This window comes from Algoriphagus machipongonensis, assembly GCF_000166275.1.
Lineage (GTDB): Bacteria > Bacteroidota > Bacteroidia > Cytophagales > Cyclobacteriaceae > Algoriphagus > Algoriphagus machipongonensis.
The window spans coordinates 3908195-3934029 of record NZ_CM001023.1; the positions used below are offsets into that span (position 1 = coordinate 3908195).

The following is a 25835-nucleotide window of genomic DNA, read 5'->3' on the forward strand; positions in this document are numbered from 1 at the left end:
ATCACTTTATTTTTCAGCTATCAGACCTGCTAGTTCTTTTCCGACTTGCCATCCAACTGCAACCCCCATACCACCCAATCTCACGCCAACAGCCACTTTTTTACTTACATGCTCAATTAGAGGCATTTTCTTTTCTCCAAATGCCATAATACCCGTCCATTCTTTATCCCATAGAATTTCCTTATCTGGAAATATTACTTCCTCTGCCATTTTTTTCAGATGAGATTGAATACTTGTATTTACAGAGAAATCTGTACTCTCCTCACTGGCAAAATCAATATTTCTTGCTCCTCCCAAAAGCAATCTTCCATCTATTTCTCTAAAATAAATGTACCCTTTATCCATATGAAAGCCACCTCTCCATGGGATTTCGAATTCTAAAGGTTTGGAAAGTAAAACAAGGCCTCTTCCGGGAACAAGGGCTGTGTTTTCAAGTATTTTTTTAGTGAAAGCATTTGTACAAACAGCTACTCTCTTAGCTCTAAATTGGATGGGGTTTTTGCTAAAATTTGAGGTAACTACAGTGACACCAGAATCAATATCTAAGCTTTCCACATTTGCTCCAGTGAGTACTTTTACACCCAACTCACCGGCTAATTTCCATAAGCAGTTTAAATATCTACCTGGGTCTAATTCCCCCTCGAAACCATTTTGGATTACCATTTTAATTGAGTCAGAAAATCCCAGCTTGGAATGTTTATGAACTTCAGTAAAAACATCTTTTGGAAAAAGATCTGCCAATAATTGATTCACCTCTATCATTTTAGCTGAAGCAGAAAGCAAGGACTCATCTAATAATTCGTAACCATTGCTCTCTCGATAGCCAAGTTTCTTATCACCAAACTTCTTTCTGATCTTTTGAAGACCTTTATACCGCCTGCTAACCAGACTAAGCACTTCATCTTGCTCCATATGCTCAAGATCATCCAAAATCTCTGTAAGGCTACCAAAACAAGCGAATCCAGCATTCTTTGAACTCGCTCCAGAGGGAAATATACCCCGCTCCAAAACTAGAACTTTCGCTTTCGGATGCTTCTTCTTGAAATGGATTGCGGTAGAAAGTCCAACAAACCCTGATCCTATAATTAATAGGTCATGATCTAAAAAATTCTTTTCCTCCCAATAACTCAACATTTTAATCCTGCTTTCTATGAATAAATAATCGATGGATTTAGTAATTTGAATAAATCTAGCAGAAATATCCCCAAAATGCCATGAGAAAGATTGATGCATTACTTAACGAATATGGATTAAGCCATCAAAATCAAACCAACAAATTGATACACTGGATTTGCGTTCCTGCTATATTTTTTAGCATTGTCGGACTGATTTTCTCCATTCCAGCCAAATCAATTGCTGAATTCATGCCATTTTTAGGGGATTTTGCAAATTGGGCGACTTTGGTTCTAGCTATCGTATTAGTCTATTATTTATCCATTTCACCCCCTTTGTCATTAGGGATGTTTTTCTTTTCTGCTCTTTGTCTCGCATTTGCGAATTTTCTTGATTTATACTTCCCGGGAAAATTATGGCTAATAAGCATTGGGATATTTGTTATCGCTTGGTTTTTTCAGTTCTGGGGACACAAAATTGAAGGCAAAAAACCTTCCTTTTTGAAAGACATCCAGTTTTTGCTCATCGGCCCCGCATGGCTTATGCACTTTATTTACAAAAAAATAGGCCTATCCTATTGAATGGAATCTGATGGAGTAACACCATGATTCGGGCCGAACATCTCTTTTAGCTTTTGAATACTTTGCTGGTTTTTTAAAGTATAAATGCTTGCCAAAATAGATTTTTTCTCCCTCGCTGTAAGCCTCCAATTTAACGAAGCCCTTTGCATCGTTTCTTGACTTCCACTCAACTCCCCTGCTTGCACTTGCTCTGGCGCATATTCAAACTCCACCTTTTCCAATGGAAATGGCATAGATTCATTCATATAATTAAAAAGCACCTCATTTTGGATGGTCTGAACATGATCCCAATTGGAATAAATATTCTTAAGAGGGGTAAAGATTTTTTCGAACAACTTAGGAGGAGTTGTAGGTGGGATCTCTGTGTTTTTTTCAGAGTCTCGAATCGTAATTAAAACTACCCCTGAGGTGTTTTCAGCAATCCATTCTTGAAAAACATAAGTAAACCTTAATGCATCCTGTATCCCAAAATTATCCGACAAACCAGTATCCATTGCCTCCATCTCTGGTTCTGAAGGAAGTTGAATATTTGGAGTGATAAATGGAAAAGTCGCACTCATTCTTAATGCTGACAAAAACCTTAAATTCCCCGGGTCATGACCATGAAAAAATCTCATAAAATCAATGGATTGTTTTTTCTCAGCTTCCCCACTCTTTCCGAGCACAGAAGTTCCAAAATAAGACATCGAGTTAGGCGATATCACCAGCTTTCTTCCATCATTGGTAATCAAGGCGGTAACAGGTAGCAAGGGAATTTCCCCGGAGCCTTCCGGCTCTTTATAAGCAGAAAGCGGTTTATCCAACACACCCTCTGTATTGATATTCAACTGATTCTCAAAAGCATACCCTCTATCCTTCAGATATTTATATCCTCTATATTCAAAATATTGATTCCGGATCAAAAGGTCATTCACTAACAAAGTAAAAATGATCGAATTCAAATTATCAGCAGAAATTTGATCCAAGTACTTTGGGTTCAAAGGATCATATTCCGGATTGCTCTGAGACCTTAAATAGATCTCACGAAAAAATGCCTCACCTAATACTCCACCAGATGCACCGGTAAACAATTCTGTATGTTTGATAATCTCGCCTTGCGCTATACCATAGATATTCTGTAAGACATGGAAGGTCCATAACGAAGCCCTCTGTCCTCCTCCACTAGCTGCAACCATCACCATTTTTGGTTTCTCCTCATCTGGGAATTTTGACTTCCAGTTTTCAAGAACCTGAATCGTTTGGGAACGATCTTTTATCACGGTATCCGGATGTAATAGCTGATTCAGTCTTTCAAGATTGTAAAGCTCTGGCTTAGTGTTATAATTAAGACCAAAAGCTTCATGAGGCCTGTTCAGGAAAGAAAAGTTTGAGAAGTAGTTCACTAAAATCAAGAAGGCAAGTACCACCACAGTTGACCATTTCCTTAACCAAAAGCTAATAGCTCCAACAAGCATTACGAGTATAGCAAGCAACAGCGTGACACTCATTGCAGCTGGTAATTGAAGCACCGGTTTTTCCTTAAAGAAACCTAGGAACAGAACAAACAGAATCAAAAAAACCTGGATCAAAAAAAGATTTAAGTGGTTTTGATCAAATACCCGTAGAAGTTTAGTTCCTTCAAACCTAGAAATATCCGGCCTGACTTTCTCCATTCCCAACTTCAGATTAATAAAATAGAGAACCTTGTCATTCTTATTTTTAAGCTCCTTGTATTGACTAATGACATTGGCTCGCGTAAGGCGAACTTTCCGCAATCTTTTATCAACTGATCCTGCAAAAAGAATAAAAAAGTCCTTATTAGTAAATGAGAAATACCCGAAAATCAGAGCAAAAGTCAAAATTCCGCCACCAGAAAACCCTAAAAAATAATGAAGTACTATCCAGTCTGAGGAGAGATCGTTTTGGAGTTGAAAGTTGATAAACTTGATAATGTAAATGAGGTAAAAAGTAAATGGGATCAGGGAGTTATTGATGCAAAAATGAATAAAGGGCTTGGGTAAAACTGCCAAAAACTTGAACTGGCTACCATCCATAATGTAGGTAGTCATGTGAAAAGCCATCGTGAGCATTGCGAAACCTATCCCAACCATAAAAAAGCTAATCCAAGAAACTTGATGTAAATATTCAGGATCGAGAAAAAGGAATGGAATACCTAGCATCACCCCAAATTGCTCTGTAATTATCCCCAAAAGCATAATCCAGACAAAAATTAGAGCCAGATTTTTTCGGAGGTGAAGTAGTAAAAGTTGAACAGGGAAACTGAACCAGATTTTATCTCGCATGCTTAAGGATTTCGGTTTAATTTACAGCTTTTAAACATTCTGTACCAATTCTTATTGGTCCTGATTGACTGAAAAATAAAGACCATTGATTTTCAAATACTTACTCAAATTAAGGAAAGCGATTTCTGACTTTTAAGATGATTCTTATGGTTGTTCAATTGATAAGATTTAGATTCACGGTTCAAATTAGAAAAAGATGAGAACCTGGTTTTTGTGCAAAGTAAAATACGCGAAAGAGAACGAAGAAGGACTACTGAAAAACATTTCAGAGCAATACTTAGTTGATGCTGTTTCATTTACTGAAGCGGAAGCAATTATTTACGACAGACTTGGCGAACAAATCAGAGGAGATTTCCAAGTGACCAACTTAAGTAAAAGTAATATCGTAGACGTATTTTTTTACGAGGATGCTGACATTTGGTACAAATGCAAGATTTGTTATTTGGTGACCGATGCTGATAGTGGTAAGGAAAAGAAAGTCACACAATATATGATTGTGACTGCTGAGGACGTGAAAGAGGCTTTTGACCGTATTCAGGAAAGTTTAAGCAATATGTTGGTAAGCTTTAGGGTTCCAGACATTGTAGAAAGTCCAATCGTTGAGGTTTTCCCTTATGAAAAAGACGAGGTAGCAGAACAGCTTCCCGAAGGAAATTTCAAACCTTTATCTGAAGTAGAAGAAGATCAAGAATCATAAAAAAAAGCCTCAAAAGAGGCTTTTTTTTATATCTCAAGGTAAATGTTACTCTTCTACTTCCTCTACCTGCACGATCTCATACAAATCTTTTCCGTCTTCCTGAACAGGCATATAATAAGTGTCACCAATTTTCACATAAGTCTGATCTCCGACCTTCACTTCCTCTCCACCTTCAGGAAGTGCATCTACAGTGGCACCTGCTGGTGGCGGAACTACCGTATACCCACCATCTGACTTTTCATAAAAGGTACCTCCATAATAGTAATTATTTATTGTTGGGCTAACTTCCACTTCTTTCGATTCTTTGGGGATTACTTTTACTGTAGCACCCTGCGGAGCTTCCACCACCACATACCCATCATCCGTCTCAACGTAAAATACTCCTTCATCATAATTATAATCCTGATCATCGACAGAAACCACGATGGCAGTTACAGCCAAAGTAGCCACTAGAAATCCCCATGGATGCCAAACCGGCCCCCAATAATAGGGTCTGTAAGGGTGGTAGTAATAAGGCCTAAACCAGCTAAATCCAAATCCCCCCCAAACATACGGAGGTCGCGGATATGGTCTATAAGGAGGTCTATAAGGTCTGTAATTCCTTACATTATTGTTTCTGATATTGACATTGTTTCGGTTATTAACATTCACATTGACATTTCTACTATTATCAATATTTACCCGATTCCCAACATTATTGGTATTGCCAACCCTATTCCCATTATTATTCCCAGTTCTGTTTCCATTATTGGACTTGATATTAGAAACTTTACTGTTTGTATTCCTTTTTTGAGTGACCCTATTTGATCCTCCATTCAGCGTATTTCTATTACTAGAATTTGAGGCTCTGTTAAAGTTTGATGGTCTAGAAGTATTTCGGGTTGGTCTAGTCTGCCTTGTCGTTGTATGCCGGCTCATATTTCTGGAGGGAGCTTGACGAGTTGTCGCTGGCCTTGCTGCTCCTCTTGATCCTGCTCTCATTCTTTGGGCATTCACCAGGTCTGTCGAAATCAGCATCATCAAAACACCGAAAGAAAGAATCAATAGTTTATTTTTTGAAGTTTTCATAAGCTAAAGTCAATAGGTTTAATTTTGCGACATCCAAGTAATTTGGGTGGCATTTGGAGGAGGTAAAAATTCGAATATTGAATCTGGATAATCTGGGTTGATTTCCCAATCTGAAAAATCCGTCTGAAATTGATGAGCATAGGGTCCATCGAGATAAGTAATCAAAATCTTCATAGGCAGAAAATAAACATCATCTGAGATCCAAAGCTGAACCGTCATGGCCGAATTGCTTCCTGCAATATGAAAGGCGCTTTTATCTCCAATACGAGAAATACCCAACATTTCGACTACATCCATTTCCTTCAAAAAGTCACTCGAAAAACTAGGATAAAGAAAATCTGCAGTGGTCAATTCTATCCCAAAATCATCGTAAAGCCAATCAATTGTTTCGATCAAATTATCTGGTGCATCTGCCGCAGAAAAAATATTATTCTTATAAGAATAATAGATGACTTGCTCTCCATTATAGGAGTAAACATCTTCCTTATTTTCACCTTTTACACGGACCGAAAACTTATCCGGACCTTTTAACTTAACCTTACTTTCAGAAAAAACCTTGATAAAGAAATCTTCAGCGTAAACAACATCCTTGGAAATATTTGATGTGAAACCTAAGGATTTCAGCTCACCAAAGATGGAACTCATTCTATCCAATATTAAAACTGCTGTTGAGTCTACTTTCTTCTCTTGTGCATAGGCAATACTGAATGGCAAAATAAACAAACACCAAAAACATAACTTTTTCAACATATTGCTTGAGTTAAGTATGAAAAATAATACTCAATATAATTATACTTTTAAAAATCTCTTGTCTAAAGCGCTATATCTTTGCATCTTTTTGGTGAATAATGACAAACTGAACTAAATCCTCAATTGAGACATTAGCCCGTTCTGCTGCATCATTGATATCTTCCCGACTTACCTGTGCAGCAAAAGTTTTATCCTTTAATCTTTTCTTCACCCCTTTCACCTGCATCCCCTCATATCCTGTTGGCCTCATGAGTGAATACGCATGGATTAATCCACTCAACTCATCAAAGGCATAAAGCATTTTATCCATCTTTGTCTCTGGCTCCACTCCAAAATACCTAGGTCCATGGGAGGCTATCGCTCTAATAATTTCAGGATCAATTTTCCGGCTTTCCAACTCAAGTATAATCTTCTTGCAATGTTGCTCTGGCCATTGATCCCAATCAGCATCATGTAGCAAGCCTGCTAAATACCACTTATGCTGCTCCTCCAATGATAAGCTCTCGGATGCTGCAAACTCTTTCATTAAGTGAGCAACCTGTTTCATATGAACAATCAATTTTTCATTTTTCACCCAATCATTCAAGAGTTCCAAAGCCTCCTTTTCTGTAATTACATTTCCTGCATTTTCAGCACTACCAAAACTTGTTTTATTTAATTTAAGAGACGAGTTGACCATTTGAAATATATATTTTTGTATTTTATATTATAAATTATGTAATTTAAATTACTTTTTACTTAATTTTGAGATATGAATAGTGTCAAAGGTTTAGAGGTACTGGCCCAATTAGCAATCACTTCAGAATATATTATGCAAGTGACGATGGATAGATCTGGGGTTGTATTAAGTTCTGATTCAGGAATTGGTCCTGTTCCTTCTTTGTTTGACAAAACTCAAAAACCTGTTCATTTTTCGGATTGTTTTCTATCCACGGATTGGGTAAAGTATGAAAATAATCGATTAAAAGCCTGGAACAATCATCATCAATCTTTCAAAGTGGAATTACAAAAGATCAATTACCCTTCAGGCAATTTAATGAAAACCAGATGGGAATTTTTCTTTGTTTCGGAGGACTTTGGCACTTGCCTGGGAATAGGACATCCCGTAGACCAAATCAAACCCTATAATATTCAACTCGGGGATTTTATGGACAGTGAAGAGTCTTCTACCGAAATTCTTGATACGCTTTTGGAAGATAAAATTCTTGGATTTTGGGAATTCAATCCTTTAGAAAAAGTAAATACCATGAGTTCCGGATTGGCACAGACTTTAGGCTATTCTGAAAAAGAGATAGAAGAAAACAAAAATATTTCATGGGAGAAGCATATCCACGAAGAGGATTATCAGCAGCTCAAACATGACATCAAAAACCATTTTAAGGTCACTGGAAACATTCCTTTTAAAAAGGAGTTTCGTTTAGTCTCCAAAAGAAACCAAACACTTTGGACCATGGCATATGGTAAAACAATCCAATGGACAGAAGGTGGCTATCCAAAAAAAGTACAAGGGATCATCTTGGACATTACAGAAAAGAAAAAACAAGATCTCTGGCTGAAAGAACACCAGTATTTCTTGAAAGAATTAGCATTCCAGCAGTCCCATACATTAAGAGCAAGAGTAGCTAATATCATGGGACTTTTGGATATTCTTACCACTGAAGAACAAACAGGGGAAACCAAAAGGCTTTTGGACATCATTAAAAAAGAGACCACCCAATTAGACCAAGCTTTGAAAAAAAGCATCAAAGAGTCTGTAAACCAAAACAGAAACTTTGAAAAAGACCAAGGTCAATCTTTAGGAAGCTTAAAAACATCTAAAGATGCCTGATTTTCCATTTAGAGTTTAAATAGCCCCAAATAATCTTGGGGCTTAAGCTTTTTTTCCTCTTGCCACTTCCATCATATCCCACATCTCACTTGGAATCAAATCAAGGTTATTGAACTCGCCAGCACCTTTGATCCACTCTCCTCCATCTATCGTGATTACCTCACCATTCACATAGGCGGAAAAGTCTGAGACTAAATAAGCCGCCAAATTAGCTAGCTCTTGATGTTCGCCTACCCGACCCACTGGTACTTTTTTAGCTGGATCAAATTTCTTCACCAAATCGCCTGGGAGTAACCTAGACCAAGCACCTTCAGTTGGAAAAGGACCAGGAGCAATGGCATTAGACCTGATTCCATATTTAGCCCATTCTACCGCTAAAGATCTAGTCAAAGCTAGGACTCCTGCTTTTGCAGCTGCTGAAGGAACAACATAACCTGAACCAGTCCAGGCATAAGTAGTAACAATGTTTAAAAAGGTTCCCTTTTGCTTTTGATCTATCCAGTCTTTCCCTGCAATTAATGTCATCATGGAAGTGCCTTTGAGAACGATATCCAAAACTGTAGTAAAAGCATTCGTAGAAAGTCTTTCCGTAGGACTGATGAAATTTCCAGCCGCATTATTCAACACGACATGAATTTGGCCCAACTCTTCTTTAGCCTTCTTCCACATTGCTTCTATTTGCTCTTCTTGTCTTATATCACAAGAAATAGGAATTACTTTTCCTCCTTTATTACTCATCATTTCTTGTGCTGACTGGTCAAGAACATCCTGTTTTCTGGAGGTTATTACAATATTGGCTCCCAACTCCAAAAAATACTCTCCCATGGATTTCCCTAGTCCGGTACCACCACCTGTAATAAGTATATTTTTACCTTTTAATGCCCCTGGGCGAAGCATCCCTTCTGTATAAGTCATATTTTTTTAATCTATTCTATCCAAGATAGTCATTCGGCCTAGTAATTGAAAGAAAGATTCCTAAGCAAAAAAAATCTAATTTTATAGCTTACAATACTCAATGAAAAAGTTCAACTTCCTTTACATATTGCTCGCAATAGGTCTGTTCTCTTGCCAAGAAGCCGAGGACAAACATATAAGTACCGATTTACCTACCGAGGCCACTCAGCTTTTTGAATTATCTACAGCATACAGTGAAAGTTTATACTTTGGGTTATTGAGCTTTGAAGAATATCTCGCGATGGATTCCACAAGCATTCTTCCAGGATGTCCAGCCTTTGAAGTAAGCGAAGAAACGAAAACAGTCACTTTGGATTTTGATGCAGCAACTGAATGTGAGCAAAGTGGAACCTATGAAAGATCTGGAAAGCTAATAGTTAAATTTTCATTGGCTGAAACACCTTCAAGCCATTGGATACTTGAATACGATGATTATACTTTTCAAAAGACTAAGCTAAGAGGGATACGTAATTTCAGGAAATCTGACACGGGTGAGATCACAGAATCCTTTGACCCCATTACTCAGGTCACTGAAAATGAACTCACTTCAATTTATTCTGGCTTTATGACTCACCAAAAAGCAGAGACAGTTTCTAATTCCCTAGGGATAATTTCTGGTGGCACCATATCTGGAAGGAATGCAGCAGGAAGGGATTTTTCCATAACAATCCCAGACGAAAGGCTTATGTTGACCTCTTGCTTTCAATCCAATCAGCTTATTCCTGTAAATGGTTCAGAAACTTGGATCATCCAAAGAGGAAATGACCGGCAGGTAATACATAAGCTCACCTACGAATTGATCGATTCCTGTCAGGTTGCAGCTAATGTGATTCTTTCTGATGGAAGAAAATTACTTCTCAATCCATAAAAAAAGGCAGCTAATTAGCTGCCTTTTTCTTTCTTAAATTTTATCAGATTAGTATCTGTAATATTCAGGCTTAAATGGCCCTTCTACAGTTACACCAATGTATTCTGCTTGTTCTTGAGAAAGTGTTTCTAATTCTACACCTAATTTGGATAAGTGAAGAGCAGCAACTTTTTCGTCAAGATGCTTAGGCAAAACATAAACTCCTGGCTGATAGGATTTATGGTTTTCCCACAATTCCAACTGCGCAAGTGTTTGGTTAGTGAAGGAGTTTGACATCACAAAAGATGGGTGACCCGTAGCACAACCAAGGTTCACTAATCTACCTTCTGCCAAAATGATCAACTCTTTTCCATCCAAGTCATAAAGGTCAACCTGAGGTTTGATCACATTTTTTGTATGGCCATAGTTTTTATTCAACCAAGCCATATCGATTTCATTATCGAAGTGACCAATATTACAAACAATAGCTTTGTCCTTCATTGCTTTAAAATGCTCACCAGAAAGAATGTCTTTGTTTCCAGTAGCTGTCACAATGATATCTGCCTCTTTAACTGCATCTGCCATTTTCTTCACAGCAAATCCATCCATTGCCGCTTGAAGCGCACAAATTGGATCGATTTCAGTAACAACTACACGTGCACCAGCACCTCTCAATGAAGCTGCAGATCCTTTTCCAACATCTCCATATCCTGCTACTACTGCAACTTTTCCAGCCATCATCACATCTGTCGCTCTTCTGATCGCATCCACTAATGACTCTTTACAGCCATATTTATTATCAAACTTAGACTTGGTTACAGAATCATTCACGTTGATTGCTGGCATTGGAAGAGTTCCGTTCTTCATTCTCTCATACAATCTATGAACACCTGTAGTAGTTTCCTCAGACAATCCTCTGATATCCGCCACAAGCTCTGGGTATTGATCTAGAACCATATTGGTCAAATCACCACCATCATCCAAGATCATATTTAAAGGCTGACGCTCTTCACCGAAGAATAAGGTCTGCTCTATACACCAGTCAAACTCCTCATCGGAAAGACCTTTCCAAGCATAAACTGAAATACCTGCTGCTGCAATTGCTGCTGCTGCATGGTCTTGGGTAGAGAAAATATTACAAGAAGACCAAGTTACTTCAGCACCTAACTCAACTAAAGTCTCGATTAAAACGGCTGTCTGAATAGTCATATGAAGACATCCTGCAATTCTAGCCCCTTTTAATGGCTTGCTTTCGCCAAATTCTTCTCGAAGCGCCATTAAACCAGGCATTTCTGCTTCTGCAAGTTTGATTTCTTTTCTCCCCCACTCTGCAAGAGAAATGTCTTTTACCTTATACTTCACGTATTTTTCAGACTTAGTTTCTGACATATTATTGATAGTTAAAGAATTAATTCACTTAAAACTCCGGCAAATGTACCGCTTAAAATCCATATTCTAAAATCTGGAGACTACTCTAAAAACTTAACCTCCTTTAAATCAAAGATCCTTTTTTCTCCAGTTTCGGTTAAAATTTCAAGCCTTCCGTAGGAATCTATTCCTGAAATTTCACCCATAAATTCTCGACCTTCAGCCTCAAACTTTGCCAATTCATTTATTAAATAAAGGTGTGTTAAGTATTCAATTTTTATCTCTTGATGTTTCCCTTTTTTTAGCTGAACATAGCTTTGTTCTATGTGCGTTACAATCAATCTAAATAACTCTTCAAGATCGAAATTGTTGCCAGTGACCTTGGATAAAGAAGTTGCTTTTGAATGATTAAAATCTACTTGATTGATATTCAGACCTACCCCCACAACACTGTAATCCCATAAACTTCCCGAAAATGTGTTTTCAATCAAGATTCCACCAATTTTACCAAACCCTGGCACTACCAAGTCATTAGGCCATTTTACTTTTAAAAAGGGGATATATTCTTGAAGAATCCTTCGGATACCATTTGAAACACACATATTGAGTAAAAACTGTTCGCTTGTATCCAAAAAGTCAGGTTTTAGTACCAATGAAAAAGTCAGGTTTTTCCCGGGTTCAGAAATCCAATTATTCCCCCTTTGTCCCTTCCCTTTTGTTTGGTGCTGACAGATGACGATACTGCCTTCCGAAGCTTGTCGCAACCTGACCATCTGTATGGCCGTGTCATTAGTAGAGTGACAGTCTGGCAGGAAATGAACATCTTTCCCCAAAAAAATGGTATTGGCAAGAATTTTATACATAAATTTTAGGTTCGCTGGAAAAGAGTTAAAATTACCCGGCACCCAAAATTAAACTAATAATATGACAGCAGAAGAGCTGAGCAAAGTAATCATCAACGGAATGGAGGAAAAAAAAGCCTCGAACATTGTATTGATGGACCTAAGACATATTAAAGACTCCGTTTCAGATTTTTTTGTGATCTGCTCTGGAAATTCAGACACCCAAATAGAAGCCATTTCCGATTCGATTGAAGAGCAAGTGATCAAAGCTGGGGATGAAAACCCCTGGAGGAGTGAAGGAAAAAATAGTAAAAACTGGATTTTGATGGATTATGTGAACGTAGTTGCCCATATTTTCCTTAAAGAGAAGCGGGAGTTTTATGGATTGGAAGATCTTTGGGGAGATGCTAAAATCACCCACTTTGGCTAAAATGCTTCAAACTTTACCAAAACTATCCCGTTTTACCTTAAGTTTACAGAATTACACACTAAGCGATGAGCGATAAAAATAAAAACAAAAAATTTGTACCCAAGACACCACAACAAAAACCAAATTTTCAACTTTGGTTGATTATTGCGGCTGTGTTGGTACTTCTTGGCCTTACCTGGTTGCAAAACAGGTCGGCTGTCATTGACATTACACAGAAGAAATTTGAGGATATGTACCTAGCAGGTGATGTATCCAAGGTGATGATGGTAAAAAATATGGAGCGAGTGGATATCACTCTTAAGCCTTCTGTTTTATCAGAGCCTAAGTATAAAAACGAATTAGAGTCTGGCTCCACCTTTTTCAATCCCTCTGGCCCTCACTATTCCTTCCAAGTGGCCTCTGTGGATAAATTTGCCAATGACTTTGACGCTTTAAAAGAAAAAGCTTCACCTGAAAACAGAATCGATCTTGAGGTTTCTACAGAAGAAAATTGGAGCTCTTATTTTAGCAGCTTCGGTTTCCTGATCTTGCTGTTTGTGTTTTTCTGGTTTATGATGAGAAGAATGGCAGGTCCGTCTGGTCCTGGTGGCCAGATCTTCAATGTAGGTAAGTCCAAGGCACAATTATTTGATGCGGAAAACAAAGTCAAAATTACTTTTGACAATGTGGCAGGTCTGGATGAAGCCAAAGAAGAGATTCAGGAAATCGTCGAATTCCTTAAAAACCCAAGTAAATTCACCAAACTAGGTGGAAAAATACCAAAAGGTGCTTTACTGGTAGGACCTCCGGGAACAGGTAAGACCTTATTGGCAAAAGCTGTAGCTGGTGAAGCAGCTGTACCATTCTTTACACTTTCAGGTTCCGATTTTGTGGAAATGTTTGTGGGTGTGGGAGCTGCAAGAGTTCGTGACTTATTTAAGCAGGCAAAAGAAAAAGCACCGTGTATTATCTTTATAGATGAGATCGATGCGATCGGTAGATCCAGAGGAAAAGGACAAATGCCAGGTTCAAACGATGAACGTGAAAACACACTTAACTCGCTTTTGGTGGAGATGGATGGATTTGGTACTGATTCAGGTGTCATTGTTTTGGCAGCAACCAACAGACCAGATGTCCTAGATAGTGCTTTGCTAAGAGCAGGCCGTTTTGATAGACAAATCTCTATTGATAAGCCAGACATTGTGGGTAGAGAAGCTATTTTCAAAGTCCACCTGAAGCCAATCAAAACCAATCCAGATATTGATCCTAAGAAATTGGCTGCTCAGACCCCTGGCTTTGCAGGAGCTGAAATCGCCAATGTTTGTAATGAGGCAGCTTTAATCGCAGCCCGAAGAAATAAAACTGCTGTAGATATGCAGGATTTCCAGGATGCCATCGATAGAACAATTGGAGGATTGGAAAAAAGAAATAAAATCATCTCTCCTGAGGAGAAGAAAATCGTTGCTTATCACGAAGCTGGACACGCTGTGGCAGGATGGTTCTTGGAGCATGCTGACCCATTGGTGAAAGTTAGTATTGTACCAAGAGGAATAGCTGCGTTAGGGTATGCTCAGTATTTACCAAAGGAGCAGTTCTTATATCAAACCGAGCAGTTGATTGACGAAATGTGTATGACGCTTGGAGGTAGAGCTGCCGAGGAAATTATCTTTAAGAAAATTTCTACCGGTGCGCTAAGCGATCTGGAAAGAGTTACAAAAATGGCTTATTCCATCGTCTCTATTTATGGTATGAATGATAAAATCGGAAACGTTTCATTCTATGACTCTAAAGGGGATGGTTATAAAATGACCAAGCCATATTCAGAAACAACTGCTGAAACAATTGATGAGGAAGTAAGACAACTGGTTCAGAAGGCCTATTTAAGAACAAAGGAACTTCTGACAGAAAGAATTAATGAATTAGAAATCTTAGCGAAAGAACTTCTTGAAAAAGAAATCTTGTTCCAAGCGGATCTGGAGAAACTAATCGGTAAAAGACCTTTCGAAAGAGAGACTACTTACCAAGCGTATACCAATAAAAAGGAAAGTGCGCCAGTCCCAGTCGTAGATCAATTAGAGGAACCAACTTTGGATCCAGACACTACTCCTTCCGATAAACAAAAATCAGTTACGGAACCGAAGGAAGAAAATTCATAAGTTTTAAAGCCCCTTCCTAAAAGGGGCTTTTTTTATACCCAATTCCAAGTTTATCTTTATTCATGGCAGAAACCACCCTGGACATAAAGCTGAATGGTAAAAAACTGTTTTTTGCTTCAGACTTCCATTTAGGAGCTCCTAATAAAGCCGAAAGCAGTCTCCGTGAAAAGAGAATTATCCGTTGGTTGGATAGCATTAAGAAAGAAGCTGCCGCCATCTTCCTAGTAGGGGATATTTTTGATTTTTGGTTTGAGTATGGTACTGTTATTCCCAAAGGTTTTATTCCCTTTATATCCAAAATTTCTCAATTGAGAGATGCTGGTATTCCTATCTACTTTTTTACTGGGAATCATGATTTATGGATGAAGGACTACTTTACAGAGGAGTTAGGAATTCCTGTTTTTTTCGAACCTATTCACATTTCTGTGGAAGGAAAGAGACTGTTTGTTGGACATGGAGATGGTTTGGGGCCGGGAGATTATTCTTATAAAAGGCTTAAAAAGGTTTTTGTCCACCCCTTGTCAAAATGGCTTTTTAAATGGCTTCATCCAGACATAGGAATCAAAATTGCACATGCCTGGTCAGGCCATAGTCGAATCACCAATATCGAAAAGGATGAAAATAAATTTCTTGGAGAAGATGAGTGGCTATGGGCTTATTGTAAGGAAATTGAAAAAGAAACCCATTTCGATTACTATATTTTTGGACATCGCCATTTACCATTGGAGCTTGAGGTAGGAGAAAACTCCACCTACTTTAATCTTGGGGAATGGGTCAGTCAAAATACTTATCTAGAATTTGATGAGAAGGAAGTACTTTTGAAAACATTTGAAGGATGAATCGGCCATTCTTTTTAGTACTCCTCTTTATAAGTTTTACTTCTCTTGCACAACAAGAAAAACTGGGAAATCCCATATCCGAAATAACTATTGAGGGTCTGGACCTTGTTTCACTAGACACCAGGGATCAAATTTTCGCCAGTTCAACTTCTGGAGACATCTATCAGTTCAGTGAAAAAGGAAAGCAATTGAACCTTTTTTCTCCAGCTCGTCAGGGGAGATTACAACAATTAGAAGCCTCTTGGACAGTCAATATTTTTAGTTTCTCAGAGGATCTTCAGGAATATCGGATCTTGGATCGATTCTTAAAACAGCTGACCGAGAACAGCTTTCTACAAACAGATATTAACCTCGCGAAAGCTGCTACCTTAGGAAATAACAATATTGTATGGGTATGGGACGAGTCCGATCTAAGCCTCAAAATTCTCGACTATAGAAGAAACCTGGTGACACAATCCCAGCCGCTCAACCTTATCCTTAATTTAGGTCAAGTGGAAGTCTTGGAAATCAGGGAATTCAAGAATCGTTTGTTTATGAATGTTGAGGGAGAAGGTATTTTCATATTTGATAATCAAGGAAATTTCATTGAAAAAATCTCCTTGATCACAAAGCAAAGAATGTGTTTCTACAAAGAGCATTTACTTTGGGTAGAGAACACGCAATTAAATGCCATATCTATTTCTGACAACCAGGTATCGACTCTCATCGATGAATTACCATCAACTTTTGAATTTCTTCAAATAGGTCAAGAAAAGCTGGTTTTAAAGAGCAAAGGAAAATTGACCTTATACCCTATACCAAGCTGGCTCAAATCCTTTCCAGTTAATGAATAGTCCCCGTTTAAAACTTTAAGGTATCTGGCAAAAACTTAGCTGCCAAATCTTCATAATAAGGGCGCAATTCTTTGACATTTGGGGGAACAGCAGCCTTCGAATACAAATCGTAAGGATTGAATTTATCCACCCATTTAAATAATTGATGGTCATCCTTATTCATTAAGTGATCATAAGCCTTCTCTCTGTGCTGTGCATAAAAGCTATGATAACGAAGCATTGCCAAACCCTCTTCCGGCAAATAATCTTTCATGATTTGGTAAATATATTCATCATGGCCCCAAGACATATGCACTTGATCTAGCCCACAATTAGGCTTATACACCCCATATTTAGAATTCAGCAAGGGGTCCTGGCTATCTGGATTTTGTTTAAAAAATTCTGGGTAAACAATTTTATCCGAATGTTGGCATCCAACCGGAAAAGTATCACCCACCACACACCATTGAGGTTCCCCAAAAAGGCAAAGAACTTTACCAAGGTCATGCAGGAACCCTGTCAAAACAAACCATTCAGGATGTCCATCAGCCCTAATTGCTTCTGAGGTTTGAAGTAAATGTTGTGTCTGGTCCAAATCTGTATCCGGATCAGAATCATCTACCAAAGTATTTAAAAACTCCACAGCCTCCCAAAGAGTGATTTCTTTCTTGTCAAACTTGAGAAACTCTTTCTCTTTTTCAAGGACAAAATCATAGGTTTGATTGATATGGTTTAGCCTGTAAAACTCCTTGACGGTTTCTCGTTTGGGATCATCATAGTTCCGAAACTCCTCTTTTGCCTTTTCAGGAGCAGGATTTTCAGGATATCTCTCTAGTAAGTCTTCTTCCCAGAGTTCTTCCATTTCATGTGGGCTTACTTTTTTCATAGCATTAAAATTAATCTAATATACAGACATTCAACAATTTCACTGTCCTAGCCAGATATAAATAATTACAGTTAATATCACCAAAACACCTCCCAAAAGTCGAGAGTATTTCCATGGATTTAAGTCTAAAGGTCCAGTTTTAGGGAATTCAAATGTTCGAGTATTCGGAGAGAAATAAGAGACGACAAACATGACCGCCATGTTTAGAAGGAATTCAATTCCCCAAATATGTACAAAATGAATATCTACTTTTAATATGAATACGGTTAAAATATAAAATCCCAGCCCTACAAATAAACCTGCCTTTGCTCCCAAAGCAGAAATACGAGGTAGAAAAAGTCCTGCAATGATAATCGAGGCAATAGGAATGAAGAATATCCCGTTCAGTTGCTGTAAAAGTTGGTATAATCCTTCTGGAGCTCCAGCCACCAAAGGAGCTGTCATGATAGCACAAATAGCCAATACGATAGAGGTAACTTTCCCTACCCATACCAGCTGCTTATCCGTCGCGTCCTTTTTCAGATGTCTTTTATAAATCCCCAAACTGAAAATGGTTGCCGTGCTATTTAACACACTATTGAATGTACTTAAAACAGCTCCCATCACTACTGCTGCAAAGAATCCGGTCAACCCTACTGGCAATACTTTCTTGATAAGTTCAGGGTAAATTAAATCCTGATTATCATAAAGACTGTCCCCAAAATAATAAAATCCGATCACCCCAGGCAAAATGATAATTAATGGAACGAATAGCTTTAATATTCCGGTATAAAGCAAACCCTTTTGCGCCTCTGCCAGATTCTTAGCTCCAAATGCCCGCTGAATAATCGTCTGGTTCATACACCAGAAATACAGTTGATTTATCATCAAACCGGTAAATAAAGTCTCAAATGGGAGAACTGAGTCTTTAGCACCTATTACATTGAATTTTTCAGGAGCAGCTTTATACACCTTGTCTAGACCTGTGAGTAAATTACCACTCCCAATATCCCATAAAGCAAATCCAAGTACCAGCAAGCCTCCTAAAAACAATCCTATACCATTGATAGTATCAGAATAAGCTACGGCTTTTAGGCCCCCAAAAATAGCGTAAATAGAACCTATGGCTCCAATGACGATTACAGTCAACCATAAGCCTTCTTGTTGGCTTATTTCAAGGGTTTCCGAAACATTGAAAATACTTTCTAAATTGATTGCGCCCGTGTAGAGAACAATAGGCAAAAGGGTAACTACAAAGGATACGATAAGGAATAAAGCGACCAAAGTTCGAGTAGTTCTATCAAACCTATATTCCAAATATTGAGGAATGGTAGTCAACCCCATTTTTAAAAACCTTGGGATGAAATATAAGGCACCGATCACCAAAGCTATGGCTGAAGTCACCTCCCATGCGATGATAATGAAACCATTTTTATAGGCTGAGCCATTCATTCCTATCAAATGCTCAGTGGAAATATTGGTCAGTAGCATGGAGCCGGCAATCACCAAACCACTCAAGCTTTTCCCTCCTAAAAAATAGCCATCTTGAGTATCTAGTTTATCTTTCCGGAGTTGGTACCAGGAAAATATGGCAACGAATGATGTAAAGGCTAAAAAAGATAAAATGGTTAGGGTCATGTCAATTGGTTTAAGCCAATCGTCGAATATACTTCAGATACTTAAAAACCCTAGAAAAGAATTACGAAAACGATTACGTTTTTTATATAGCTTAAAGTAGCTTTTTGAAGGAGTTTTCAAACATCTTTCCCTTGTTTCTGCCATGTTTTTAAACCAAAAAAGGCCCTTAAACAAGGGCCTTTTTTATCAAATTTAATTTTCGAATTAACCGATTTTTACCAGCTCAATATCGAAAATCAAGTCTTTTCCTGCTAACTGGTGGTTAGCATCTAGTGTTATTTTTTTCTCATCCAATCCTGTAACGATGACAGGCATTGGCTGACCATTTCCCCCTTGAAGTGTTAATTGCATTCCAATTTCTGGCTTGATGTCAGCAGGAACCTGCTCAATAGGCACATCAATCATCATATCATCTCTGCGCTCACCGTAGGCTTGGGCAGCAGGAATATTTACTGTCTTTTTATCGCCAACAGCCATACCATCGACAGCAGCATCAAATCCTTGAATCATTTGACCTGCACCTAGTGTAAATCCTAAGGGCTCTCTATTGACTGAAGAATCAAAAACACTTCCATCTTCTAATTTTCCGGTGTAGTGCACTTGCACCGCATCGCCTTGTTTAGCTTGCATGTTATTTCTTTTGGTTAAAGCACAAAGGTACATAAAACTTTTAGGGCATAAAACCCGGACAGTACTGTCCGAATACAGTATAAAAACGTACATTTATGAACAGTACTGTCCGAAAAAATAGCCTATAAGGGCTTTTGAGGGCATTGGCATCATTTTCCCCTTACTATAGACCAAACAAGAAACCATGGAAAATCAAGATCTGGGAAAAATTCTCATTATAGACGATAACGAAGACCTACTTTTTGCTGCCAAAATGCTTCTTAAAAAGCATGCAAAGGAAGTTTCTATTGAAAAAGACCCCAGAAGAATCCCTTTTTTGATCAATAACAATTCCTATGATGTCATCCTTTTGGATATGAATTTCCGGGAAGACACTACTTCAGGTAAAGAGGGCTTCCACTGGCTAAAACAAATAAAGGAAATTGACCCTAGTGCCGTAGTCATCTTAATCACTGCATTTGGTGATGTTGAAATGGCTGTGCAGGCATTGAAAGAAGGTGCGACAGACTTTATTCTAAAACCTTGGCAGAACGAGAAGTTGCTTGCTACACTTTCCTCAGCGATTAAATTGAAAGAAAGTTATAAGGAAGTAGAAAAACTCAGTTCTAGACAGAAACAAATGCAGTCTGACATGAAAAAGCCTTACAGCGACATCATTGGTCAGAGTGCTTCCATGAAAAATATTTTCTCCATCATTGACAAGGTAGCTCAGACAGATGCCAATGTGTTGATTTTGGGTGAAAATGGTACAGGTAAAGAGTTAATTGCAAGAGCTATACATGATCGTTCTCACCGTAACGATGAGATTTTCGTGGGTGTGGATATGGGAGCAATAACGGAAACCCTATTCGAATCCGAGCTTTTTGGCCATAAAAGAGGTGCTTTCACGGACGCCAAAGATGACCGAGCAGGTCGTTTTGAAGTAGCTGATAAAGGAACCCTATTTTTAGATGAAATAGGAAACCTTTCCATGCCTTTACAGTCCAAGCTTTTAACTGTATTGCAAAGAAGAGAAGTAACCAGAATCGGTACCAATAAAGCTATTCCTGTAGATATCAGATTGATATGTGCTACCAACATGCATGTACATGAAATGGTCATGGAAAATACCTTTAGACAAGATTTACTCTATAGGATCAACACGGTAGAAATTTTCCTTCCTCCACTGAGAGAAAGACAGGATGATATTCCACTTTTGGCAAACCATTTTCTAAAGTCTTACTCACAGAAATACCGCAAAAACTTCGAAGGTTTCAAACCTTCTGCAATGGAACTCCTTCAACGATACAATTGGCCAGGAAACATCCGTGAGCTTCAGCATGCTATTGAAAGAGCAATTATCATGGCCGAAGGCGATGAACTGGATTCTAGAGATTTCTTCTTCCTTTCTGCAAAACCTGCATCCGAAAAAGCTCCTGCTAACAACACTTTGAATCTGGACGATATGGAAAGAAGTACGATTCAGAGAGCGATCGATAAAAACGGAGGAAACATTTCAAAAGCTGCTAAAGAGCTAGGCCTAACTAGAGCATCTCTTTACAGAAGATTAGAAAAATATGGATTATAAAGTTGGCTTACTGGGTAGAATCGCCTTTCTAGCCGCTAATCTCTTCCTATTGGCCTACACAATTTTCAATGATTGGGGTGTCTTTATGATCTCTCTCTTCTTGATTTTGGTAGTGATCCAAATCATCTTTTTACTTAAATACTCAGAGAGCTCCTTCAAAAAAGTGCGTGTCTTTCTGGACAATATCAAACAGGATAATTATTCGGAATTATACCCAGTCAAATTTGATGGAACCGAAACAGATGACTTGCATATTGAATTCAATGCCATACTGGCAAAGCTGAAAGAAGACCAAGTTGAAAAAGAAGCCAACTACCAATATTTCCGATCAGTTTTTAAACACCTCAGCATTGGCTTAATCACATTTGGAGAAAATGGTGAGATTCAAATTGTCAATACTGCCGCAAAAAGAATACTGGATGTTGAAGAATTGAAGAACATTTCTGAGGTAGAAATGATCAACAAGGAACTTCACCTTGCCATCCACAACCTTCGAACTGGTGGTTCTGAACTTATCAAAATAGCGCATCCAGATGGAATCATGCAGCTTTCGGTATATGTCATTGAGCTATTGATGAGAGGCGAGAAATTTAAATTGGTCTCACTTCAGAACATTCAGTCAGAACTGGAAGAAAAAGAAATGGAAGCTTGGCAAAATCTTGTCAAGATATTGACTCATGAAATCATGAATTCCATAGCTCCAATCTCTTCTTTAGCAGGCACGATAAAAGGAGATATTGAGTCCAAAATGGATGAGATTAGCCCAGTGAGTCCTTCCGATATGGAAGACTACCTTATGGGGATAAGTACTATCGAAAAACGAAGCGAAGGTTTGATCAATTTTGTTTCGGACTTCAGAAGCCTTGCTCATATTCCTGCCCCTAAATTCAGCAGCATCGGAATCTCCAAATTATTTGATCAGCTAGAAACTCTCTTAGCCCACCAATTGGAAGCAAAACAAGTCAGCTTGCATAAAGAGTTAAATCCACCTGAGCTCATTCTATTCGGTGATCAGACTCAAATTGAACAGGTATTGATCAACTTAGCTCAAAATGCAATTCATGCTGTAGAAGATTGCGAAAACAAAATAATCACGCTAAGGGCTTTCATAGATGAGGCAGGAAAAATTATTCTTGAAGTAAGTGATACTGGAAAAGGCATTGAAGAAGAAGCTCTATCGAAAATTTTCATTCCGTTCTTTACTACGAAGAAGAAAGGTTCTGGAATAGGCCTGAGTCTTTCCAAGCAAATCATGCGAAGACATAAAGGAAATATCCAAGTGAGATCCATTCAAGGAGAAGGCACGACATTTAAATTGATTTTTAACGGGTAAACCATTTTTCTTCAAGCAGAGAACACGGTATATGACTTCCTCACTAACCATTAGCTAAATTCTGTGAACAAGCAAAACTTTTTATTAGCCAGCTTTGTCTTACTCAAGTTTGTCTTACAATACTTGCTAATAGATGATGGCTATGAACTGCATCGGGATGAGTTTTTGCATTTAGACCAAGCTCATCACTTAGCATGGGGCTATATTTCAGTACCCCCTGTCACTTCTTGGTTTTCCTATGTTATTTACCTTTTGGGGAAATCGGAATTTTGGGTCAAATTCTTCCCCGCCCTTTTTGGAGCATTAACCATCGTCTTGGTTTGGAAAGCCATAGAAAAGCTCGGAGGAACTTTGTTTGCGTGTACCTTGGCAGCCACAGCATTACTTTTTTCTGCTTTGGCAAGGCTAAATATCCTCTTCCAACCTAATTCATTTGATATTCTTGCCTGGACATTTGTCTACTTTTCCCTCATCAGTTATTTCAAAAGCAACAAAACCATTTGGCTTTATTGGATGGGAGTCGGTTTTGGTTTTGGCTTCCTCAATAAATACACGGTACTATTTTTGGCTCTAGGGTTAGCATTGGGTTTACTTTGCACCCCACAAAGAAAGATTTTCAAAAACCCTCATTTATATGGAGGTCTTGGTTTGGGGTTGATCATTGCACTGCCTAACATTATTTGGCAAGTCATCAATGACTTTCCTGTCATATGGCACATGAGAATGCTAAGTCAGTTTCAGCTAGTCAATGTAAACCGGGTGGAATTCCTTACGGAGCAACCTCTATTTTTTATAGGTTCCATTTTTATTTTAATTGCTTCACTCATTTCTTTTTTCACTTTCCCTCCATTTAAAAACTACCGGTATTTATTCTTTTCACTCTTTTTTACGCTAGCAATTTTCGCCTATTTCAGGGCAAAAGCCTACTATGCGATAGGCCTCTATCCTATCCTTTTCGTATTCGGTTCTATTTACCTTTCAAAAATCTTAGCCGTAGGATGGCTTCGGTATCTAAAGCCCATAACCTACCTCATCCCTATTGCAGTATTTGTATGGATTTGTCCATTGATATTCCCAATTCATTCCCCTGATAAATTAAAAAAGGTCTATGAAGAGAATATAGACTTGAATTTAACTACTTGGGAAGATGGAAAAACACATTCCATTCCTCAGGATTTTGCAGATATGCTGGGCTGGAAAGAACTAGCTGAGTTGGTAGATCAAGCTTACGCCAAAGCTCCATCAGATGAATACACATTGATTATTTGTGATAATTATGGGCAAGCAGGTGCTATCAATTTTTATTCAAAAACCAAAGGACTACAGGCCATCACCATGAGTGCAGATTATGTCAATTGGCTTGATTTGAGTAGAGAAATAAAAAATGTGATTTTGGTGAGAGAGGCCACGGATATAATTTCAGAACGTGAGATATCTTTCTTTGATCAGTCCGAAGCCATAGGTAGTATCACTGATCCCAATGCAAGAGAAGTAGGCACTAAAGTTCATTTGTTGATTGGAGCTAAAACCGATATCAATGAGATTTTAACAAATGAGGTCAAAGAAAAGAAAGCAGAGTTTGTAGGTTATTAAACAGATCTTTAAAACTATATCCTTTCAGAAAGATCATCGAGTCAAGTTCAGACTCTTTTTCTTAATTTCAACTTAGAAGATCTCTCACCAAGTATTTTTACTTATCAAAAAATCCTGAATTTTAAATAAAGGCAGAAATGAAATTTTATACCGCAATCCCCAAAAGTCTAAAGCCCTACTACGATTCAGAAATTGAAAAGTATTATTTGGCACTTGAAGGTGGGGATTTAAATAAAGCCTGGAACCATTTGGAGCGAGCTCATATCATAGGTCAAAGATACCCTTACAACCATAGTTATGCTCACTGGAAAATGCTTCAATTTGGGTTTAAAATAAAAAGTGGAAAAGAAATTCTGGGGCAGATACCGAGGCTTATCGTCGGAGGTGTCAAATCTTTTGTTGGCAAAATACCCGAAGGTAATCCTGGTGGAGCGAATGTCCCGCCCTTAAAACCATTCCCAATAGAACAGGAAATAAAAGAAATTTTCATGAAAGCAGGATTAAGCCCATCTTAGGTTTCAAATTGACTTTTCTTAAAGCAAGAAGTTTGCAGTCTTTTTTATTTAATCAACCTTTTTGGGTTTCATCCGAAGTTTATAAACCTCTACTCAATTATTCTTTCTTTGTAGGGAAATCTCATCACACTTATTTCAAAAAAATATTATTAAGTTAAACCCCCTTTGATCTCCGAGTGTTGAATCTATTAAATGAATCAAATGTCATTGAAACAGTTATTGATTTACTCCTTACTCCTACTCAGTTCTAGGATGACATTTGGTCAAAATGATCAAAACCTTCTTTCTGTTCAGACCATACTTTTTAAAGTTACCAACCCGGAAACTCAATACACTTCCTTTTTATTTGGAACGCATCATGCATTTGGAAAATCCTTTTTTGACTCATTATCTGATGCCAATGATGCCTTAAATAGAAGTGACCTACTGATTAAAGAAAATCTAAATATCCCAGGCCATTTGGCGGAAGACATCATCAATAGCCGTTCGAAAATCACAGAATGGAAAAAGCTCTTGAATAAAAATGATTTGGCTTTCATCGAATTACTATTTTATTCAAGCCCTACGAACTACCAAAAAATGACTGCTGCTGAGATGTATACTTTCCTAAATAGGTATTTTACTCAACAGATATGTATTGACAGGGAAGAAACAGATACATCATTAACTCTGGATGATTATATCGGGCTGAAGGCAAAAGAGCAAGGTATTGAGCTCAAAGGCCTTGAAACTACCGAGGACCAAATAGAGCTTATCAATCAGGATGTAGCGGGATTGCCAACTAAAGTCCATAAAAAAAGACTCGCAAATATTATAGAAAAGATAAAGTCTAGAAATACCACCTATTGTGGTCAGTCTGAATGGTATGCTCAAATGGACATCGATTATGAACTGGAAAATCCTTGTGAAAACACACTGGTTCTCAAGGATAGGAATGATAAATGGATGAAAACTCTCGAAGGGGAAATGCTTTCCAAAAACTGCTTCATCGTTGTGGGTCTAAGCCATCTTATGTACGATTGTGGGTTAATCAACCAGCTTCAAAACAAAGGCTTTATTGTATCCCCAATTAGTTTAAAATGAAATCTCGAAAAGGAGAAGAAATAAAGATTTTCTAATGACATTAGCTAAAGAAAAACACTTCCACA

Annotated in this window: 24 protein-coding genes; 13 read left to right on the plus strand and 11 right to left on the minus strand. The window is 38.1% G+C overall.

What is annotated here, in order from left to right:
* Positions 1–6: 6 nt before the first annotated feature.
* Positions 7–1233 carry an NAD(P)/FAD-dependent oxidoreductase gene (locus tag ALPR1_RS16440; protein WP_008202382.1) on the minus strand — a complete coding sequence of 409 codons (1227 nt, stop codon included), beginning with the start codon at positions 1231–1233 and terminating at the stop codon, positions 7–9.
* On the opposite strand from ALPR1_RS16440, the gene ALPR1_RS16445 reads away from it, so the two are divergent.
* A complete protein-coding gene (locus ALPR1_RS16445) occupies positions 1215–1694 on the plus strand; it encodes an Mpo1 family 2-hydroxy fatty acid dioxygenase (RefSeq protein ID WP_008202383.1) in 480 nt (159 codons plus the stop codon). The two genes, ALPR1_RS16440 and ALPR1_RS16445, sit on opposite strands and share 19 nt — an antisense overlap.
* On the opposite strand, the gene ALPR1_RS16450 is transcribed toward ALPR1_RS16445, so the two are convergent.
* Positions 1688–3976, minus strand: a complete 2289-nt coding sequence (locus tag ALPR1_RS16450; RefSeq protein WP_008202384.1) for a hypothetical protein — start codon at positions 3974–3976, stop codon at positions 1688–1690. The two genes, ALPR1_RS16445 and ALPR1_RS16450, sit on opposite strands and share 7 nt — an antisense overlap.
* A 196-nt stretch (positions 3977–4172) precedes the next feature.
* On the opposite strand from ALPR1_RS16450, the gene ALPR1_RS16455 reads away from it, so the two are divergent.
* Positions 4173–4673 (plus strand): DUF4494 domain-containing protein, encoded by a 501-nt coding sequence (locus ALPR1_RS16455; RefSeq protein WP_008202385.1) that lies wholly within the window; start codon positions 4173–4175, stop codon positions 4671–4673.
* A gap of 45 nt (positions 4674–4718) precedes the next feature.
* On the opposite strand, the gene ALPR1_RS16460 is transcribed toward ALPR1_RS16455, so the two are convergent.
* The 3 genes from ALPR1_RS16460 to ALPR1_RS16470 form a co-directional block, all read right to left on the minus strand.
* The gene (locus ALPR1_RS16460; RefSeq protein ID WP_008202386.1) at positions 4719–5741 is read right to left on the minus strand and encodes a DUF6515 family protein; all 1023 of its coding nucleotides are present in this window, start codon (positions 5739–5741) and stop codon (positions 4719–4721) included.
* 18 nt (positions 5742–5759) lie between these two features.
* Complete coding sequence (locus ALPR1_RS16465) at positions 5760–6491, minus strand: DUF2092 domain-containing protein (protein WP_008202387.1); 732 nt, start codon at positions 6489–6491, stop codon at positions 5760–5762.
* A 70-nt stretch (positions 6492–6561) separates the two neighbouring features.
* Positions 6562–7170 carry an HD domain-containing protein gene (locus ALPR1_RS16470; protein WP_008202389.1) on the minus strand — a complete coding sequence of 203 codons (609 nt, stop codon included), beginning with the start codon at positions 7168–7170 and terminating at the stop codon, positions 6562–6564.
* Between the two features lie 72 nt (positions 7171–7242).
* On the opposite strand from ALPR1_RS16470, the gene ALPR1_RS16475 reads away from it, so the two are divergent.
* A complete protein-coding gene (locus ALPR1_RS16475) occupies positions 7243–8319 on the plus strand; it encodes a PAS domain-containing protein (RefSeq protein ID WP_008202391.1) in 1077 nt (358 codons plus the stop codon).
* A 42-nt stretch (positions 8320–8361) separates the two neighbouring features.
* Here the strand turns inward: ALPR1_RS16475 and ALPR1_RS16480 are convergent, their stop codons facing one another.
* A complete protein-coding gene (locus ALPR1_RS16480; protein ID WP_008202394.1) occupies positions 8362–9234 on the minus strand; it encodes an SDR family oxidoreductase in 873 nt (290 codons plus the stop codon).
* A 100-nt stretch (positions 9235–9334) separates the two neighbouring features.
* On the opposite strand from ALPR1_RS16480, the gene ALPR1_RS16485 reads away from it, so the two are divergent.
* On the plus strand, positions 9335–10141 hold the full coding sequence (locus ALPR1_RS16485; protein WP_008202396.1) for a hypothetical protein: 807 nt from the start codon (positions 9335–9337) through the stop codon (positions 10139–10141).
* Between the two features lie 48 nt (positions 10142–10189).
* On the opposite strand, the gene ahcY is transcribed toward ALPR1_RS16485, so the two are convergent.
* Positions 10190–11509 carry an adenosylhomocysteinase gene (ahcY, locus tag ALPR1_RS16490; protein WP_008202398.1) on the minus strand — a complete coding sequence of 440 codons (1320 nt, stop codon included), beginning with the start codon at positions 11507–11509 and terminating at the stop codon, positions 10190–10192.
* Between the two features lie 80 nt (positions 11510–11589).
* Complete coding sequence (locus tag ALPR1_RS16495; protein WP_008202399.1) at positions 11590–12351, minus strand: biotin--[acetyl-CoA-carboxylase] ligase; 762 nt, start codon at positions 12349–12351, stop codon at positions 11590–11592.
* 61 nt (positions 12352–12412) lie between these two features.
* Between ALPR1_RS16495 and rsfS the strand changes: the two genes are divergently transcribed.
* From rsfS to ALPR1_RS16515, 4 genes are all read left to right on the plus strand, one after another.
* On the plus strand, positions 12413–12760 hold the full coding sequence (rsfS, locus tag ALPR1_RS16500; RefSeq protein WP_008202401.1) for a ribosome silencing factor: 348 nt from the start codon (positions 12413–12415) through the stop codon (positions 12758–12760).
* A 65-nt stretch (positions 12761–12825) separates the two neighbouring features.
* Positions 12826–14895, plus strand: a complete 2070-nt coding sequence (ftsH, locus tag ALPR1_RS16505; RefSeq protein ID WP_008202404.1) for an ATP-dependent zinc metalloprotease FtsH — start codon at positions 12826–12828, stop codon at positions 14893–14895.
* 62 nt (positions 14896–14957) lie between these two features.
* A complete protein-coding gene (locus ALPR1_RS16510; RefSeq protein ID WP_008202406.1) occupies positions 14958–15734 on the plus strand; it encodes a UDP-2,3-diacylglucosamine diphosphatase in 777 nt (258 codons plus the stop codon).
* A complete protein-coding gene (locus ALPR1_RS16515; RefSeq protein ID WP_008202407.1) occupies positions 15731–16567 on the plus strand; it encodes a hypothetical protein in 837 nt (278 codons plus the stop codon). The genes ALPR1_RS16510 and ALPR1_RS16515 overlap by 4 nt, the downstream gene beginning before the upstream one ends.
* Before the next feature lie 7 nt (positions 16568–16574).
* On the opposite strand, the gene ALPR1_RS16520 is transcribed toward ALPR1_RS16515, so the two are convergent.
* The 3 genes from ALPR1_RS16520 to ALPR1_RS16530 all read right to left on the minus strand — a co-directional run bounded on the left by ALPR1_RS16520 (position 16575) and on the right by ALPR1_RS16530 (position 19679).
* Positions 16575–17432 (minus strand): inositol oxygenase family protein, encoded by an 858-nt coding sequence (locus ALPR1_RS16520; RefSeq protein WP_008202409.1) that lies wholly within the window; start codon positions 17430–17432, stop codon positions 16575–16577.
* Positions 17433–17471: 39 nt separating this feature from the next.
* Entirely contained in the window at positions 17472–19049 is a 1578-nt protein-coding gene (locus ALPR1_RS16525; RefSeq protein ID WP_008202410.1) for a solute:sodium symporter family transporter, read from the minus strand.
* A 204-nt stretch (positions 19050–19253) separates the two neighbouring features.
* The gene (locus ALPR1_RS16530; protein WP_008202411.1) at positions 19254–19679 is read right to left on the minus strand and encodes an FKBP-type peptidyl-prolyl cis-trans isomerase; all 426 of its coding nucleotides are present in this window, start codon (positions 19677–19679) and stop codon (positions 19254–19256) included.
* A gap of 184 nt (positions 19680–19863) precedes the next feature.
* On the opposite strand from ALPR1_RS16530, the gene ALPR1_RS16535 reads away from it, so the two are divergent.
* The 5 genes from ALPR1_RS16535 to ALPR1_RS16555 all read left to right on the plus strand — a co-directional run bounded on the left by ALPR1_RS16535 (position 19864) and on the right by ALPR1_RS16555 (position 25770).
* Positions 19864–21246 (plus strand): sigma-54-dependent transcriptional regulator, encoded by a 1383-nt coding sequence (locus ALPR1_RS16535; protein WP_008202412.1) that lies wholly within the window; start codon positions 19864–19866, stop codon positions 21244–21246.
* Entirely contained in the window at positions 21236–22579 is a 1344-nt protein-coding gene (locus tag ALPR1_RS16540) for a sensor histidine kinase (RefSeq protein ID WP_008202413.1), read from the plus strand. The genes ALPR1_RS16535 and ALPR1_RS16540 overlap by 11 nt, the downstream gene beginning before the upstream one ends.
* A gap of 63 nt (positions 22580–22642) precedes the next feature.
* Positions 22643–24172, plus strand: a complete 1530-nt coding sequence (locus ALPR1_RS16545; protein ID WP_008202414.1) for a glycosyltransferase family 39 protein — start codon at positions 22643–22645, stop codon at positions 24170–24172.
* 137 nt (positions 24173–24309) lie between these two features.
* Positions 24310–24687 carry a DUF3703 domain-containing protein gene (locus ALPR1_RS16550; RefSeq protein ID WP_008202415.1) on the plus strand — a complete coding sequence of 126 codons (378 nt, stop codon included), beginning with the start codon at positions 24310–24312 and terminating at the stop codon, positions 24685–24687.
* Between the two features lie 201 nt (positions 24688–24888).
* Positions 24889–25770 carry a TraB/GumN family protein gene (locus ALPR1_RS16555; RefSeq protein ID WP_237701577.1) on the plus strand — a complete coding sequence of 294 codons (882 nt, stop codon included), beginning with the start codon at positions 24889–24891 and terminating at the stop codon, positions 25768–25770.
* Positions 25771–25835: the final 65 nt, after the last annotated feature.

Coding starts and splice junctions, on each gene's coding strand:
- ALPR1_RS16445 (WP_008202383.1), top strand. CDS start 1,215: ATGAGAAAGATTGATGCATTACTTAACGAATATGGATTAAGCCATCAA.
- ALPR1_RS16440 (WP_008202382.1), bottom strand. CDS start 1,233: ATGCATCAATCTTTCTCATGGCATTTTGGGGATATTTCTGCTAGATTT.
- ALPR1_RS16450 (WP_008202384.1), bottom strand. CDS start 3,976: ATGCGAGATAAAATCTGGTTCAGTTTCCCTGTTCAACTTTTACTACTT.
- ALPR1_RS16455 (WP_008202385.1), top strand. CDS start 4,173: ATGAGAACCTGGTTTTTGTGCAAAGTAAAATACGCGAAAGAGAACGAA.
- ALPR1_RS16460 (WP_008202386.1), bottom strand. CDS start 5,741: ATGAAAACTTCAAAAAATAAACTATTGATTCTTTCTTTCGGTGTTTTG.
- ALPR1_RS16465 (WP_008202387.1), bottom strand. CDS start 6,491: ATGTTGAAAAAGTTATGTTTTTGGTGTTTGTTTATTTTGCCATTCAGT.
- ALPR1_RS16470 (WP_008202389.1), bottom strand. CDS start 7,170: ATGGTCAACTCGTCTCTTAAATTAAATAAAACAAGTTTTGGTAGTGCT.
- ALPR1_RS16475 (WP_008202391.1), top strand. CDS start 7,243: ATGAATAGTGTCAAAGGTTTAGAGGTACTGGCCCAATTAGCAATCACT.
- ALPR1_RS16480 (WP_008202394.1), bottom strand. CDS start 9,234: ATGACTTATACAGAAGGGATGCTTCGCCCAGGGGCATTAAAAGGTAAA.
- ALPR1_RS16485 (WP_008202396.1), top strand. CDS start 9,335: ATGAAAAAGTTCAACTTCCTTTACATATTGCTCGCAATAGGTCTGTTC.
- ahcY (WP_008202398.1), bottom strand. CDS start 11,509: ATGTCAGAAACTAAGTCTGAAAAATACGTGAAGTATAAGGTAAAAGAC.
- ALPR1_RS16495 (WP_008202399.1), bottom strand. CDS start 12,351: ATGTATAAAATTCTTGCCAATACCATTTTTTTGGGGAAAGATGTTCAT.
- rsfS (WP_008202401.1), top strand. CDS start 12,413: ATGACAGCAGAAGAGCTGAGCAAAGTAATCATCAACGGAATGGAGGAA.
- ftsH (WP_008202404.1), top strand. CDS start 12,826: ATGAGCGATAAAAATAAAAACAAAAAATTTGTACCCAAGACACCACAA.
- ALPR1_RS16510 (WP_008202406.1), top strand. CDS start 14,958: ATGGCAGAAACCACCCTGGACATAAAGCTGAATGGTAAAAAACTGTTT.
- ALPR1_RS16515 (WP_008202407.1), top strand. CDS start 15,731: ATGAATCGGCCATTCTTTTTAGTACTCCTCTTTATAAGTTTTACTTCT.
- ALPR1_RS16520 (WP_008202409.1), bottom strand. CDS start 17,432: ATGAAAAAAGTAAGCCCACATGAAATGGAAGAACTCTGGGAAGAAGAC.
- ALPR1_RS16525 (WP_008202410.1), bottom strand. CDS start 19,049: ATGACCCTAACCATTTTATCTTTTTTAGCCTTTACATCATTCGTTGCC.
- ALPR1_RS16530 (WP_008202411.1), bottom strand. CDS start 19,679: ATGCAAGCTAAACAAGGCGATGCGGTGCAAGTGCACTACACCGGAAAA.
- ALPR1_RS16535 (WP_008202412.1), top strand. CDS start 19,864: ATGGAAAATCAAGATCTGGGAAAAATTCTCATTATAGACGATAACGAA.
- ALPR1_RS16540 (WP_008202413.1), top strand. CDS start 21,236: ATGGATTATAAAGTTGGCTTACTGGGTAGAATCGCCTTTCTAGCCGCT.
- ALPR1_RS16550 (WP_008202415.1), top strand. CDS start 24,310: ATGAAATTTTATACCGCAATCCCCAAAAGTCTAAAGCCCTACTACGAT.
- ALPR1_RS16555 (WP_237701577.1), top strand. CDS start 24,889: ATGTCATTGAAACAGTTATTGATTTACTCCTTACTCCTACTCAGTTCT.